This is a genomic window from Methylobacterium sp. FW102-HT35C08 (assembly GCF_058790235.1).
Window position 1 is genome coordinate 6173300 of sequence record NZ_JBYTCL010000002.1, and the last position, 14904, is coordinate 6188203.

The following is a 14904-nucleotide window of genomic DNA, read 5'->3' on the forward strand; positions in this document are numbered from 1 at the left end:
GGGGCGGCTCAGCCGGTGAGGCCGCCCACGAGGCTCGGCACGTCGAGCGGGCGGAAGCCGTAATGGTCGAGCCAGCGGACGTCGGCCTCGAAGAACGGCCGAAGGTCCGGCATGCCGTATTTCAGCATGGCGATGCGGTCGATGCCGACGCCGAAGGCGAAGCCCTGCACGGCGTCCGGGTCGAGCCCGCAATTGCGCAGCACGTTCGGGTGGACCATCCCGCAGCCCAGGATCTCCAGCCAATCGTCGCCCTCGCCGAAGCGGATCTCGCCGCCCTTGCGCGAGCACTGGATGTCGACCTCCGCCGAGGGCTCGGTGAAGGGGAAGAACGACGGGCGGAAGCGCATCTTTACGCCCTCCACCTCGAAGAACGCCTTGCAGAACTCCTCCAGCACCCATTTCAGGTTGGCGATGTTGGCGTTCGTGTCGATCACCAGTCCCTCGACCTGGTGGAACATCGGCGTGTGGGTCTGGTCGGAATCGTGCCGGTAGGTCCGCCCCGGGATGATCACGCGGATCGGCGGCGTCTGCGCCCGCATGGTCCGCACCTGAACGGGCGAGGTGTGGGTGCGCAGCACCTTGCGTTTCCCGTCCCGGTCGGGGGCCAGGAAGAAGGTGTCGTGCATCTCGCGGGCCGGATGGCCGGGCGGGAAGTTGAGGGCCGTGAAGTTCAGCTCGTCCGTCTCGATGTCCGGACCCTCGGCGACTGCGAAGCCCATGTCGGCGAAGATCGCGGTGATCTCGTCGATGACCTGGGAGATCGGGTGGATCCGGCCGCGCACCTCAGGGGCCTCGCGGACCGGCAGGGTCACGTCGACGCGCTCGGAGGCGAGGCGGGCCTCCAGGGCGGCCTCGGCGAGTTCGGTCTTGCGCGCCGTGACGGCGCCCTGGACCCGGTCGCGCAGGCCGTTGATCAGGGGCCCGCGCTCCTTCCGCTCGTCCGGCGTCATCGCGCCGAGAGTCTTCAGCAGATCCGAGACGCTGCCCTTCTTGCCAAGCGCGGCGATGCGGACCGCGTCGAGGGCCGCCTCGTCGGACGCCGCGCCCACCTGGGCCAGGAGATCGCGTTCGAGGGTGTCGAGATCGGTCATCGCTGTCTTCGAGCAGGGTTGGCGGAGTCGGCCGTCGGGCCGTGCTCTCGCGCGTTAGGCGCCCGGGCGCAAGCGCGGGGCGCGGGACCTCGTAAACGACGAAGGCGCGGCTCCCTGGGGAGCCGCGCCTTCTGTCCGTCTCGCCTCAGGCCTGGATCAGGCCGCCTTGGCGGTGTTCTGCGGCAGCGCGGCCTTCGCCTTCTCGACGACGGCGGCGAAGCTCGCCGGCTCGTGGATCGCGAGCTCGGACAGCGCCTTGCGGTCGACGATGATGCCGGACTTGGCCAGACCGTCGATGAAGCGCGAGTAGGTCAGGCCGTGCTCGCGGACCGCCGCGTTGAGGCGCTGGATCCAGAGGGCGCGGAACGTGCGCTTCTTGTTCTTGCGGTCGCGGTAGGCATACTGCATGCCCTTCTCGACCGCCTGCTTGGCGATGCGGATCGTATTCTTGCGCCGGCCGTAATAGCCCTTGGCGGCCTTCAGAACTTTCTTGTGCTTCGCGTGACTGGTCACGCCGCGCTTGACGCGGGCCATCGGTTATCTCCTGGATTCGACGAAAGACAGTGGCAACGGGTGTTGAAGGACTTACCGCGCGTTCGGCAGGAAGTACTTCTTCACGTTGGCGGCATCGCCCTCGAACAGGGTCGTGGTGCCGCGCAGGTTGCGGATCTGCTTGGTCGTCCGCTTGATCATCCCGTGGCGCTTGCCGGCCTGGGCATACATCACCTTGCCGGTGCCGGTGATCTTGAAGCGCTTCTTCGCGCCCGATTTCGTCTTCAACTTGGGCATTTGGCTCTCCGTTGCGCGAAATGATCTCTGCCCGATCCGGGAGGATCGGATGAGGTTCGCGCGCTGATGCTTCTGGTGGAGCAGCACGAGCCGCCACGGCAGCCCTATCGGCCGGGCGGTTCGACGCGGGGCGGCTTATGACAGAAAGCTGACGCGGCGGCAACGGCCGTGGGGCGCCGTGACGGGCGGGGCACTCAGACGGCCATGAAGGTCTGTGCCGTCATTCCGGGCCCTGTTGCGCAGCCCCGGGATGACGGCGCGGTCGCTGTGGCCGCTTCGGGGCGGGTCGGCGCGCACGCCACCCCATCTGATTCGGGGGAATTCGGGGACAGCTTGCGCGCTGCACAAAACGATGCGCGACAGCGGGCAGCGCCAGGAACCATAACCTTGGCCGTCCGTTTCATTCATGTCCCGCTCAGGCCAACAGGGTTAGACCCCCCGTCAAATTCGGCCAACCAGGAGACACTTCGTGCGCATTGCCCAGATCGCTCCGTTGTCGGAGGCCGTCCCTCCGAAGTTCTACGGCGGCACCGAGCGCGTCGTTAGCTGGATTACAGAAGAACTGGTCCGCCAGGGCCACGAAGTCACGCTGTTCGCCAGCGGTGACTCCGAGACGTCTGCAAAGCTCGCCGCCTGCACGCCGGAGGGGTTGCGCCTGCTCGGGTACCGGGATCACACCGCCAGCCACCTGGCGATGCTGCATCAGGTGCACCGCCGCGCGCACGAGTTCGACATCCTGCACTTCCACATCGACCTGCTTCAGTATCCGATGTTCGAGGATCTGAATCACAAGTGCATCACCACGATGCACGGTCGGCTCGACGTGCCGGACTTCATGCCGGTCTACCGCACCTTCACGGGCATGCCGCTGGTCTCGATCTCCGACAATCAGCGCCTGCCGATGCCGCCGACCTCCAACTGGCTGGCGACGATCCATCACGGCCTGCCGGCCGAGAATTGCCCGTACTACCCGGACGCAAAGGGCGGCTATCTCGCCTTCCTCGGCCGGATCTCGCCAGAGAAGCGGCCCGACCGCGCGATCGAGATGGCGATCCGCTCCGGGACGCCCCTCAAGATCGCCGCCAAGGTCGACAAGGCCGACCAGGATTACTGGGACGAGGTCATCGAGCCGATGATTCATCACCCGCTGGTCGAGTACATCGGCGAGATCAACGAGGAGCAGAAGAAGGACTTCCTCGGCAACGCCCTGGCGCTCGCCTTCCCGATCGACTGGCCGGAGCCCTTCGGTCTCGTGATGATCGAGGCGATGTCGGCCGGCACCCCGGTGATCGCGTTCCGCAACGGCTCTGTGCCGGAGGTGATCAAGGACGGCGTCGGCGGCGTGCTCTGCGATAACATGGACGATGCCGTGGCGGCGGTCGCCAAGGTCAAGGCCATGAGCCGCGCCGGCGTGCGCCGCCACTTCGAGAGTGCCTTCACCGCCGAGTGCATGGTCAAGAAGTACGTCGCCGCCTACGAGGACCTGCTCGCCCGCGGCGCCGACGTGATCAAGCTGCCGAAGTCCGGCTTCAAGCCGCAATACGGTGAGGTCAACGGCTCCGCGCGCCCGGCGATCCCGGTCGCCGCCATGCCGGCCTGAACCCCGGCACCGGGCTTGCGAGGCGGGTCCGGCTCGGCCTAGCGTCTTAAAGGCGACTCATCCGTAGGGTGAACAAGGGCTGCTGCATCGAATGGGTGCAGCAGCCCTCTCGATTCGCACCTCTCACTTGCACCCGGAGATGCCCTGCATGGCGGCGGACAACACGGCAGCGGCCCACGACGCGAAGGCCCGGACCGCGGCGAGCGCCGGAAGCGTGGCGCATGGATTCCAGGACGCGGACGACGTCCTGCCGACCTATCACATTGAGGCGCAGACCTCCCTGGTCGAGCGGCCCCTGCGCTCGCTGAAATTCGGCGAGGCGTTCGGCGTCCTCGATTCCTACGGCGATATCGGCGTTCAGCCCGGCCCGGAGGGGCTGTATTTTCAGGACACGCGATACCTCTCGCGCCTGGAGGTCACGGTGGAGGGGCAGCGCCCGCTGATGCTCTCCTCGGTGATGCAGGACGATAACGGCGCGCTGAGCGTCGACATGACGACGCCCGACATCCGCATCGACGCCCACGACGAAACCTCGATCCCGCGCGAGACGATCGCGATCGAGCGCACCAAGTTCCTGTTCCGCGGCGCCTGCTACGACCGGATCGGCCTGCGTTCCTTCGATTCGAAGCACCGCCGCCTGCGCATCGCGGTGACCTTCGACGCGGATTTCCGCGACCTCTTCGAGGTTCGCGGGACCGACCGTCAGGCGCGCGGCAAGCGCGGCGTCCTGGTGGCGAGCGACCGCGAGGTGCAGTTCCGCTACGTTGGTCTCGACGAGATCGTCCGGACGACGGCACTGCATTTCGGCCCGCAGCCCGATTCGATCGAGCCCGGCAAGGCGGTCTTCGACGTGTCGCTCCCGCCGGGCGGCCGGACCTCCCTGTTCATCCGCGTGACCTTCGAGGCGCACCGGGCCTTCACCAAGCCCCCGACCGATTCGATGGTCGGCGAGGATGCGGCCGCCAAGCTGACGCTCGCGGCCAATGCCGGCGGCGCCCGGCGCGAGCTCAAGGACCTCGGGGAGGGGACGATCTTCGCCCGCGCCTATCGCGACTCGCGGCGCGATCTCCGGGCGCTCACGGGGGGGATCACCACGATCATCTCGTCGAACGACCAGTTCAACGAGGGCCTGTGCCGGGCCACGGCCGACCTGTACATGCTGGCGACCCGTACCCCGGAGGGCATCTACCCGTTCGCCGGCATCCCCTGGTACTCCACAGTGTTCGGGCGCGACGGCATCATCACGGCGATGATGGCGCTCTGGATCGACCCGAAATTCGCCCGGGGCGTGCTGCGCTATCTCGCCTCGACCCAGGCCAAGGCGGTCGATCCGGCGGCCGATGCCCAGCCCGGGAAGGTCCTGCACGAGACCCGCCGCGGCGAGATGGCGATGCTCGGCGAAGTGCCGTTCCGACACTATTACGGCACCATCGACGGCACGCCGCTCTTCGTGATGCTGGCCTGGGAGTACTACGCGGTCACGGGCGACCTCGAGACCGTCCGGGCCATCTGGCCGGCGCTGGAACTCGCCCTGGAATGGATGGACCGCTACGGCGACCGGGACGGCGACGGCTTCGTCGAGTACGCCCGCGATACCGACAAGGGCCTGGAGAACCAGGGCTGGAAGGACAGCCACGATTCGATCTTCCACACCGACGGTCAGCTTGCGAAGGGCCCGATCGCCCTGTGCGAGGTGCAGGGCTACGTCTACGCGGCCAAGAACGGCATGGCGAAGCTCGCGGCGCTGCTGGGGCACGACCCGATGGCCGAGCGCCTTACGCTGGAAGCTGCCGCGCTCCGCGAAAAGTTCGACGCGGCGTTCTGGAACGAGGAGATCGGCACCTACGCGCTGGCCCTGGACGGTGCGAAAAAGCAGTGTGCGGTGCGCTCGTCCAATGCCGGCCACGCCCTGTTCACCGGCATCGCCAAGCCGGAGCGGGCGGCCCGGGTCGCCGAGACGCTGCTGTGCAAGGACGGCTTCAACGGCTGGGGCGTGCGCACGATCGCCAAGGGCGAGGCGCGCTACAATCCGATGTCCTACCACAACGGCTCGATCTGGCCGCACGACAACGCGCTGATCGCGATGGGTCTCGCGCGCTACGACCGCAAGCACGAGGCCGCGCGCATCTTCCAGGGGATGTTCGACACCTCGCTCTACCAGGACCAGAAGCGGCTGCCGGAGCTGTTCTGCGGCTTCATGCGCCGCAAGCAGCGCGGGCCGGTTTCGTATCCGGTGGCTTGCAGCCCGCAGGCCTGGGCGGCAGCGGCGCCGTTCGCGTTCCTGGCGGCCTGTCTCGGTCTCGAACTCGACCACGATCGCAATCGTGTCCGGCTCAAGAACCCGATCCTTCCGGCGTTCCTCGACGGGGTGACCCTCTACAACGTCAAGCTCGGCGGCTCGCGCCTGGATATCCGCTTCCAGCGCTACGACGACGACGTCACCGTGTCGGTGCAGCGCCGCCACGGCGACGTGCAGGTCGTGGTCACCAAGTAGGGCTCGGGACGGGAGTTCCGGGGCGGCCCGCTTCGGGTTAAGCGGGCCGCGCGGCATGTCACGCCGCCAAGGACGGGTCCATGCCGGCTGATCATCATGCCCCCGATGCGGCTCTGCGCCTCGCGCAGGCCCTGATCCGCTGCCCGTCCGTGACGCCGGATGATCGCGGCGCCCTCGACGTGGTCGCCGACGCGCTCCAGCCCACCGGCTTCGCCGTCGAGCGGCCGGTCTTCTCCGAGCCCGGATACGCCGATACGCCGAATCTCTACGCGCGCATCGGGCGGGACGGTCCGTGCCTCGTCTTTGCCGGCCACACCGACGTCGTGCCGGAGGGTGAGGGCGCGTGGCGCCACGACCCCTTCGCGGGCGCGGTCGCCGACGGGATGCTGTACGGCCGGGGCGCCGCCGACATGAAGGGCGGCATCGCTTGTATGCTCGCGGCCACGCTCGCCTTCCTGGCACGGCGCGGCGCCGATTTCGGCGGCTCCATCGCGTTCCTGATCACCGGCGACGAGGAGGGCCCCGCGGTCAACGGCACCGTGAAGCTCCTCGATTGGGCGCGGCGACGGGGCGAACGATTCGACCATTGCGTCCTGGGCGAGCCAACCAATCCGGGCCGGCTCGGCGAGATGATCAAGATCGGCCGGCGCGGGTCGCTCACCGGCAAGCTCACCGTGCTGGGGCGGCAGGGCCACGTCGCCTACCCGCACAAGGCCGAGAACCCGATCCCGGGCCTGCTGCGCCTCGCCTCGGCGCTGGTCGCCGAGCCGCTGGACCGCGGGACGGCGCATTTCGACGCCTCGAACCTCGAGTTCACGACGATCGACGTCGGCAACCCGGCCACCAACGTGATCCCGGCGACTGCCCGGGCGACCTTCAATGTCCGCTTCAACGACGACTGGACGGCCGAGAGCCTGGGCGCCGAGATCCGCCAGCGCCTGGAGCAGGCGGCCGGGAACGCGGTGCGCTTCAGCCTGGACCTTCAGCCCTCGAATGCTCCGGCCTTCCTGACGCGGCCAGACGCCTTCGTGACGCTCGTCGCGGAGGCGATCCGGGCCGAGACCGGCCTGACGCCGATGCTCTCCACCACCGGCGGCACGTCGGACGCGCGCTTCATCAAGGATGCCTGCCCGGTGATCGAGTTCGGCCTCGTCGGCGAGACCATGCATCAGGTCGACGAATGCGTGGCGGTCGCCGATCTGGAGCGGCTGACGGCGATCTACGAGCGGGTGCTCGAGGCCTATTTCCCCGCATCGTAGTCGACGCCCACGAACGTCAGCCCTGCGGCCGGGGCCAGCGGTCCGCACCGGCGCTTCTCGCCCGAGGCCAGGATCTCGGCCACGTCGTCCGCGGAGAGGCGGCCGCAGCCCGCAAGCATCAGCGTGCCGACCATGGCCCGTACCTGATGGTGCAGGAACGAGCGCGCCGCGGTCGCCACCACGATCTCGTCGTGGAGTGCCATCGGCGCGCGGGCGACGTCGAGCTGCTCCAGCGTGCGGATCGGGCTGTTCGCCTGGCATTCCGCGGCCCGAAAGGCCGAGAAGTCGTGGCGGCCGACGAGGCGCTGGGCGGCGTCGTGCATGCGAGCGGCGTCGAGGGGCCACGGCACGTGCCAGACATGGGCTCGCGTCAGCGCCGCCGGGCTGCGCCGGTTGAGAATGCGGTAGCGGTAGTGCCGGCGGACCGCCGAGTGGCGGGCGTCGAAGCTCTCCGGCACGATCTCGGCAGACAGGATCGCCACCGGCTGCGGCCGCAGATGAGCGTTCAGGGCATCCCGCACCGTGTCGGTCCGCCAGTCCTTGGTGAGGTCGAGATGGGCCACCTGATGGATGGCGTGCACGCCGGCATCGGTCCGGCCCGCGCAGGTGAGCCGGACTTCCTCGCCGGAGAAGCGCATGACGGCCGCCTCGATCGCGCCCTGGACCGTGGGATCCTCGGCCTGCCGCTGCCAGCCGCAGAACGGGCTGCCATCGTACTCGATGACGAGTTTGTAGCGGGGCATCAGCCGGCTCCCTCAAGGTCTACCGAGGGCGCTCTGATGTTCGATTTCGCGATATGACACAAAGCTTTGGAATGATGTGCGCGCGATCGTCTTTGCGAGCGTAGCGAAGCCATCCAGTGTCGCGCCAAGCCTCGCCAGGGTGCGTTGTCCTGGGTCGCTTCGCTGCGCTCGCGATGACAGGTTGGACCGAGTGCAGAAGACCTTGACCGGGCTACGCGCATCAGCCGAGGCGGGCGCCGGGCGTGAGACGGGCGCCCCGGACGAACTCCGCTCCGCCGGCACTGCCGCCTTTTCCCGCGCGGCGCAGCTCCAGAAGCCGGACGGCGCCGTCGCCGCACGCGACAATTCCCTCGCCATCGCGCAACGTCCCCGCCTCGCCTGCGCCCGCGGCCGGGATGGCGCGCAGCACCTTCACGCGCTCGGGACCCTTGCCGAGATCGACCTCGAAGAACGCGCCGGGGAAGGGCGACAGCCCGTTGATCCGGTTGGCGACCTCAGCCGCCGGCCGGGACCAGTCGATCCGCGCCTCGTCGTTCGTGATCTTGTGGGCGTAGGCGATGCCGTCCTCCGGCTGCGGCGTGAAGGTCAGCGTGCCCGCGTCGAGACGGGCGAGGGCCTGCGCCATCAGATCGGCGCCGACCGGCATCAGCGCGTCGTGCAGCGCACCCGCCGTCATGCCCGGGGCGATCGGGAGCCGGGCCTCCAGGGCCACGGGGCCGGTATCGAGGCCCGCCTCCATCCGCATCACCCCGACGCCGCTCTCGGCATCGCCGGCCATGACGGCGCGCTGGATCGGCGCCGCGCCGCGCCAGCGCGGCAGCAATGAGCCGTGCAGGTTGAGGCAGCCGTGCTTCGGCGCGTCGAGGATCGCCTGCGGCAGGAGCATCCCGTAGGCCACGACGACGGCGACGTCGGCCTGGTGGGCCGCGAAGGTCTCGGCGGCTTCGGGCGTGCGGAGCGTCGCGGGCGTCAGGACCGGCACGCCGAGCGTGTCGGCCAGCGCGTGGACCGGCGAGGGGCGCAGGCTCATGCCGCGGCCGGCCCTGGAGGGCGCGCGGGTATAAACCGCGACGATTCCGTGCCCGTCCTGCGCGAGCCGGGCGAGCGTCGGCACCGCGAAGTCCGGCGTGCCCATGAAGACGACGCGCATGGCCGGCTCAGGCCGCGTCGCGCTTGGCCGCCTTGGTGAACTTCTTGATCACCCGGTCGCGCTTCAGCTTCGACAGGTGGTCGATGAACAGCACGCCGTTGAGATGGTCGATCTCGTGCTGGATGCAGGTCGAGAGCAGGCCGTCGGCCTCAATCTCCTGCTCCTGGCCGTCGAGGTCGCGGAACTTCACGCGCACCCGGTCCGGCCGCTCGACCTCGGCGTAGTAGTCGGGGATCGACAGGCAGCCCTCGTCGTAGACCCGCTTCTCCTCCGAGGACCAGACGATCTCGGGATTGATGAAGACCCGCGCGTCGCGGACGCCTTCCTCCTTCGACGTGTCGATCGTGACGATGCGCTTCGCCACGCCGATCTGGATTGCCGCGAGCCCGACGCCGGGGGCGTCGTACATCGTGTCGAACATGTCGGCGACGAGGGTGCGGATCTCGGCGGTGATCGGACCGACCGGTTCGGAACTCTGGCGCAGGACGGAATCGGGGAGGATGACGAGCGGGCGGATGGTCATGGCGGAAACCGGCAGGGAAGGCGCCGGGACGGGTCCGGGCTCAGCGTCGAATAGGATGCGGTCGTGGACCGGTCAAATACCGGCTCACGCCGGCTTCCCGCCCCTCAGAACGCCGTGCGGCTGCGGATTGCCGCCGACAGGGTGCCCTCGTCGAGATAGTCGAGCTCGCCGCCGACCGGCACGCCGTGGGCGAGCCGCGTGACCTTCACGCCGCAATGCCGGATCGACTCGGTCACGTAATGGGCGGTGGTCTGGCCGTCGACGGTGGCGTTGAGCGCCAGGATCACCTCGGTCACCTCGGGCGGGGCCACGCGCTCAACCAGACTTGCGAGGTTCAGGTGCTCCGGCCGCACGCCGTCGAGCGCCGAGAGGACGCCGCCGAGCACATGGTAGCGCGCCTTCACGGCGCCCGAGCGCTCCAGGGCCCAGAGATCGGACACGTCTTCGACCACCACGAGCGTCGTCGGGTCGCGCTCGGCATCGCGGCAGATCGTGCAGGGGTCGGAGGTATCGACGTTGCCGCAGCTCGTGCACACGATGATGCGGTCGGCCGCCACCCGCATGGCGTCGGCCAGCGGCCCGAGCAGAGTTTCGCGCTTCTTGATGAGCTGGAGGGCAGCCCGCCGCGCCGAGCGGGGTCCGAGGCCCGGCATGCGGGCGAGAAGCTGGATCAGGCGCTCGATCTCGGGGCCGGCGACGGCTTGGGGCATCGTGCCTCTTGGGCGAGGAGGGGCTTAAGGTCCGGACGGGCATAGACGCCGCCAAGCGGCGCGCAAGGGTTCAGGCACGCACCTCTGGTATATGGGTATTCCAGAGCCGCTCCGCCCGTACCGTTCTGCTGCACGACGTGCGAAACGGCTTACAGACTTGGGTTCCTGAGTCCACGACTGTGGTCTAACCTGTTTGTCCACATTGCGGGCCCCTGGAGGAGCCCATAATGACAGCGAAGCTTCGCCGCCTACTCGTTGCAGCGGCGGCAAGCAGCCGGGAAACGGAGATCCTGCGCGCGGCGGACCTGTACGACCGCGCGGACGTCTCCCGGTCGGATTCGGACGGCGGTCCCGTCCGGTTCAGTCGCGTCGACGGTCGAACAGGGGCCCGGGAGATACGATCTTGACCAACATCGGTGATCACAACGCGGCCCACGGCGCCGAGGCGGCCGGCTTCCGCGACCTCAAGGCCGTCCACTGGAACTTCGAGGCGCCGCGCCTCTACGAGGAGGCGCTGTCCCGCAAGGAGGCGCAACTCGCCCGCGGCGGCGCGATCGTCGCCACCACCGGCAGCCATACCGGCCGCTCGCCCAAGGACAAGTTCGTGGTCCGCGACGCCGGCACCGAGAACGAGGTCTGGTGGGACAACAACGGCGCGATCACGCCCGAGCAGTTCGAGACCCTGCGCCAGGACTTCCTGAAGCATGCCGAGGGCAAGGAGCTGTTTGCCCAGGACCTCTACGGCGGCGCCGATCCGGCCTACCGGGTCAAGGCGCGGGTGTTCACCGAGTTCGCGTGGCACTCGCTGTTCATCCGCAACCTGCTGATCCGGCCGGACCGCTCCGAGATCGCGTCCTACGTGCCGGATATGACGATCATCGACCTGCCGAGCTTCCAGGCGGATCCCGCCCGGCACGGTTGCCGGTCGAAGACGGTGATCGCCATCGATTTCTCGAAGAAGCTCGTGCTGATCGGCGGCTCCGCCTACGCGGGCGAGATGAAGAAGTCGGTCTTCACCTACCTGAACTACATCCTGCCCGGCCAGGGCGTGATGCCGATGCACTGCTCGGCCAACGCGGCGCTGGACGCCGAGGGCGGCTCGGCGATCTTCTTCGGCCTGTCGGGCACCGGCAAGACGACGCTGTCGAACGACAGCTCCCGCCAGCTGCTCGGCGATGACGAGCACGGCTGGTCGCATTCCGGCATCTTCAACTTCGAGGGCGGCTGCTACGCCAAGACCATCCGCCTCTCGCGCAACGCCGAGCCGGAGATCTACGCCACCACCGAGCGTTTCGGCACGGTGATGGAGAACGTGATCATCGATCCGGTCACCCGCGTGCCAGATTTCGACGACGCGTCGCTCACCGAGAACACCCGCTGCGCCTACCCGTTGGACTTCATCGCCAACGCGAGCGCCACGGGCCGGGCCGGGCATCCGAAGAACATCGTGATGCTCACCTGTGACGCCTTCGGGGTGATGCCGCCGATCGCCAAGCTCACCGGCGCCGAGGCGATGTACCACTTCCTCTCGGGCTACACCGCCAAGGTGGCCGGCACCGAGCGCGGCCTGACCGGGCCCGAGGCGACCTTCTCGACCTGTTTCGGCGCGCCGTTCATGCCGCGGCATCCGAGCACCTACGGCAACCTGCTGCGCGATCTGATCGCCAAGCACAGCGTCGATTGCTGGCTCGTCAACACCGGCTGGACCGGCGGCGGCGTCGGCACCGGCCGGCGCATGCCGATCCGCGTGACGCGCCGTCTGCTGAGCGCCGCCCTCGACGGCTCGCTGGCACAGGCCGAGTTCCGCCGTGATCCGTATTTCGGCTTCGCGGTGCCGGTCTCGGTTCCGGGCGTCGAGCCGCACATCCTGACCCCGGTGAAGACCTGGGCCAACAAGGGCGCCTTCGTGGAGACGGCGGCGCGCCTCGTGAAGATGTTCGATGACAACTTCAAGCGGTTCGAGGCCCATGTCGACGCCGACGTGCGCGCCGCCGGGCCGACCGCGCAGGCGATCGCAGCCTGACAATGAGATCGGGCGGCCCGACGGGCCGCCCGTGATCGCCCGATCGAAGGGGTCGCGCACGGGCCAGACAGCCCGTCATCCCGGGGCGCCGCAGGCGAGCCCGGAATCCAGACGCACCGGTGGTGTGCGTGTCTGGCAGGTCGGCGGGTCTGGATCCCGGACTCCGCTGCGCGGCCCCGGGATGACGGGGCGCGGAGATGATCGGCCCGCAGGCTGGAGACCCCTCCGCGTCGACAAGCCCTAGAACGGCAGCTTCATGCCCGGCGGCAGCGGCAGGCCCTTGGTCAGCTCGGCCATGCGCTCCTGCATGGTCGCCTCCGCCTTGCCGCGGGCGTCGTTGCAGGCGGCGACGATCAGATCCTCAAGGATCTCGCGCTCGTCCGCCACCATCAGAGACGGGTCGATGCTGACGCCCTTCATCTGGCCCTTGGCGGTCATCGTGACCCGAACGGAGCCGCCGCCCGAGGCGCCGGTGACCTCGATCCCGTCCATCTCGGTTTGCAGGTTGGCCATCTTCTCCTGCATGGCCTGGGCCTGCTTCATGATGCCCATCAGGTCGCGCATGCGGCTTTCTTCCCGTTACCTTGTCGTTGTGTGATCTGGGGATGCCGGCCGCCGCCCGCCATGGGCGGACGGGCCGAGGCCTCAGGCTTCGTCGTCCTCGACCTCGTCCACCGGTGCGGCGTCTCCCGCCCCGAGGATCTCCTGCTCGGCCGAGGGGAGAGCCTCGGGCGCAGTCTCGCGCACGTCGACGATTTCGGCTCCAGGAAAGCGGGTGAGCACTTCGCGCACGAACGGATCGGCGGCCGCGTTCTCCCGGCGGGTTTCGGTGGCGGCACGGGCCGCGGCATCGCGTGTCGGCGCACCTTCCTCCTTCGAGAGGGCGACGACCCAGCGCCGTCCGGTCCAACGCTCAATGGCGGCTGCGAGGTCGGTGGCGAGGCTCGGACGCCCGCCGGACGCGAGCCGGAACTCGATGCGGCCCTCCTCGAATCGCACGAGGTGGATGTCCCGCTCCAGCGCCGTGCGGAGCAGGATGTCCCGGTTGGCATCGGCCAGCGCGATCAGATCCTCGAAACGGCCGAGACGCGGCGTCGGCGGCGCCACGGCTGCCGGCCGCGGGGCCACGACGGCCATCGCCGTCGGCACGGCCGCGGGAATGGGCTGTGCCAGTTCGGTTCGGGGTGAAGCCGCGAGAGCCGCAGAGCCGCCGCCGCGCAGATCGGGGATCGGTGGCAGAGGCGGACGTCCCGACGGCGCAGGCGGATCGTCCTGTGGTGCGGCGGCCGCCTCGGCCTTCAGCTGCCGCAGGGCCTCGTCCGGCGTGGGCAGGTCTGCCGCGTAGGCGAGGCGCACGATCGCCATCTCGGCCGCCGCGAGCGGGCGCGGGGCGGCCTGTACCTCCGGGATGGCCTTGAGCAGGATCTGCCACGCCCGCGACAGCGCACGGATCGAGAGCTTCTCGGCAAACTCGGCGCCGCGGACGCGCTCGGTCTCGCTCAGCGTCGGATCCGACGCGGTCTCCGGCACGGCCTTGAGCCGGGTGACGAGATGGGTGAAGGCGGCGAGATCCGAGAGGACGACCGACGGGTCGGCGCCGGAATCGTACTGCGCCCGCAACTCCGCGAAGGCGGCCGGGACCGACCCGCGCATCACAGCCTCGAACAGGTCGAGGATCCGGGCGCGATCGGCGAGGCCCAGCATGTCGCGCACGCTCTGCGCGGTGATCGTGCCGGCGCCGTGGGCGATCGCCTGATCCAGCAGCGAGAGCGCGTCGCGCACCGAGCCCTCCGCGGCGCGCACGATCGCGCCCAGGGCCTCGTCCTCGACGGAGACGCCCTCGGCCGCGCAGACCTTGGCGAGATGGGCGTGCAGCGTCGGCGCCTCAACCCGGCGCAGGTCGAAGCGCTGGCAGCGGGACAGGATCGTCACCGGCACCTTGCGGATCTCGGTGGTGGCGAAGACGAACTTGGCGTGCGGCGGCGGCTCCTCGAGCGTCTTCAGGAAGGCATTGAACGCCTTCTCGGAGAGCATGTGGACCTCGTCGACGATGTAGACCTTGTAGCGCGCCGAGACCGGCCCGTAGCGGATGCCGTCGATGATCGCCCGGACGTCGTCGATGCCGGTATGCGAGGCGGCATCCATCTCCAGCACGTCCATGTGCCGGGATTCCATGATCGCCGCGCAGTGGAGGCCGAGTTCCGGCATCGCCACGGTCGGGCCGGTATCCGGCTGGCCGGCGCGGGCGTAGTTGAGGCCGCGGGCGAGAATGCGCGCCGTCGTGGTCTTGCCGACCCCGCGGACGCCGGTGAGCATCCAGGCCTGCGGAATGCGGTTGGCCGCGAACCCGTTGGCCAGAGTCCGGACCATCGCGTCCTGGCCGATCAGGTCGCCGAAATTGGTGGGGCGGTATTTTCGCGCGAGCACCCGATAGGGCGTCGCCGCGGCTGCGGGCGCTGGAAACCCGGGCAGGCCCGGCTCGTCGTCAGGCGTGCCGGTCGAAGCGTCCATGCCGTGTCAGA

The 14904-nt window shown here is 69.0% G+C and carries 13 protein-coding genes; 4 read left to right on the plus strand and 9 right to left on the minus strand.

The window, feature by feature from the left end:
- Nucleotides 1-8: 8 nt before the first annotated feature.
- The 3 genes from pheS to rpmI form a co-directional block, all read right to left on the minus strand.
- Nucleotides 9-1091, minus strand: a complete 1083-nt coding sequence (pheS, locus tag AC3WSN_RS29565) for a phenylalanine--tRNA ligase subunit alpha (protein ID WP_492542813.1) — start codon at nt 1089-1091, stop codon at nt 9-11.
- Between the two features lie 156 nt (nt 1092-1247).
- Nucleotides 1248-1625, minus strand: a complete 378-nt coding sequence (rplT, locus tag AC3WSN_RS29570; protein ID WP_192706736.1) for a 50S ribosomal protein L20 — start codon at nt 1623-1625, stop codon at nt 1248-1250.
- Nucleotides 1626-1676: 51 nt separating this feature from the next.
- Nucleotides 1677-1880: a 50S ribosomal protein L35 gene (gene rpmI, locus AC3WSN_RS29575; protein WP_007561407.1), complete on the minus strand. Its 204-nt coding sequence runs from the start codon at nt 1878-1880 to the stop codon at nt 1677-1679.
- A gap of 469 nt (nt 1881-2349) precedes the next feature.
- Here rpmI and AC3WSN_RS29580 point away from each other — a divergent pair, with 469 nt between their 5' ends.
- From AC3WSN_RS29580 to dapE, 3 genes are all read left to right on the plus strand, one after another.
- Nucleotides 2350-3480, plus strand: coding sequence for a glycosyltransferase family 4 protein (locus AC3WSN_RS29580; RefSeq protein ID WP_492542817.1), 1131 nt, complete (start codon nt 2350-2352; stop codon nt 3478-3480).
- 148 nt (nt 3481-3628) lie between these two features.
- Entirely contained in the window at nt 3629-5974 is a 2346-nt protein-coding gene (locus tag AC3WSN_RS29585) for an amylo-alpha-1,6-glucosidase (protein WP_492542819.1), read from the plus strand.
- 80 nt (nt 5975-6054) lie between these two features.
- On the plus strand, nt 6055-7233 hold the full coding sequence (dapE, locus tag AC3WSN_RS29590; protein ID WP_492542821.1) for a succinyl-diaminopimelate desuccinylase: 1179 nt from the start codon (nt 6055-6057) through the stop codon (nt 7231-7233).
- Here the strand turns inward: dapE and truA are convergent.
- The 4 genes from truA to recR form a co-directional block, all read right to left on the minus strand.
- Entirely contained in the window at nt 7215-7976 is a 762-nt protein-coding gene (truA, locus tag AC3WSN_RS29595) for a tRNA pseudouridine(38-40) synthase TruA (RefSeq protein ID WP_492542823.1), read from the minus strand. The genes dapE and truA overlap by 19 nt on opposite strands.
- 220 nt (nt 7977-8196) lie before the next feature.
- Nucleotides 8197-9126: a methionyl-tRNA formyltransferase gene (gene fmt / locus AC3WSN_RS29600; RefSeq protein ID WP_492542825.1), complete on the minus strand. Its 930-nt coding sequence runs from the start codon at nt 9124-9126 to the stop codon at nt 8197-8199.
- 7 nt (nt 9127-9133) lie between these two features.
- Nucleotides 9134-9649, minus strand: a complete 516-nt coding sequence (locus AC3WSN_RS29605; protein WP_192706742.1) for a peptide deformylase — start codon at nt 9647-9649, stop codon at nt 9134-9136.
- Between the two features lie 104 nt (nt 9650-9753).
- Complete coding sequence (gene recR, locus AC3WSN_RS29610; protein WP_492542826.1) at nt 9754-10359, minus strand: recombination mediator RecR; 606 nt, start codon at nt 10357-10359, stop codon at nt 9754-9756.
- 403 nt (nt 10360-10762) lie between these two features.
- Between recR and AC3WSN_RS29615 the strand changes: the two genes are divergently transcribed.
- Nucleotides 10763-12382, plus strand: coding sequence for a phosphoenolpyruvate carboxykinase (locus AC3WSN_RS29615; RefSeq protein ID WP_492542828.1), 1620 nt, complete (start codon nt 10763-10765; stop codon nt 12380-12382).
- A 240-nt stretch (nt 12383-12622) separates the two neighbouring features.
- On the opposite strand, the gene AC3WSN_RS29620 is transcribed toward AC3WSN_RS29615, so the two are convergent.
- Together AC3WSN_RS29620 and AC3WSN_RS29625 are read right to left on the minus strand one after the other, a co-directional pair.
- Nucleotides 12623-12946, minus strand: coding sequence for a YbaB/EbfC family nucleoid-associated protein (locus AC3WSN_RS29620; protein ID WP_192706745.1), 324 nt, complete (start codon nt 12944-12946; stop codon nt 12623-12625).
- An 81-nt stretch (nt 12947-13027) separates the two neighbouring features.
- Nucleotides 13028-14893 carry a DNA polymerase III subunit gamma/tau gene (locus tag AC3WSN_RS29625; RefSeq protein ID WP_492542830.1) on the minus strand — a complete coding sequence of 622 codons (1866 nt, stop codon included), beginning with the start codon at nt 14891-14893 and terminating at the stop codon, nt 13028-13030.
- Between the last annotated feature and the right edge of the window lie 11 nt (nt 14894-14904).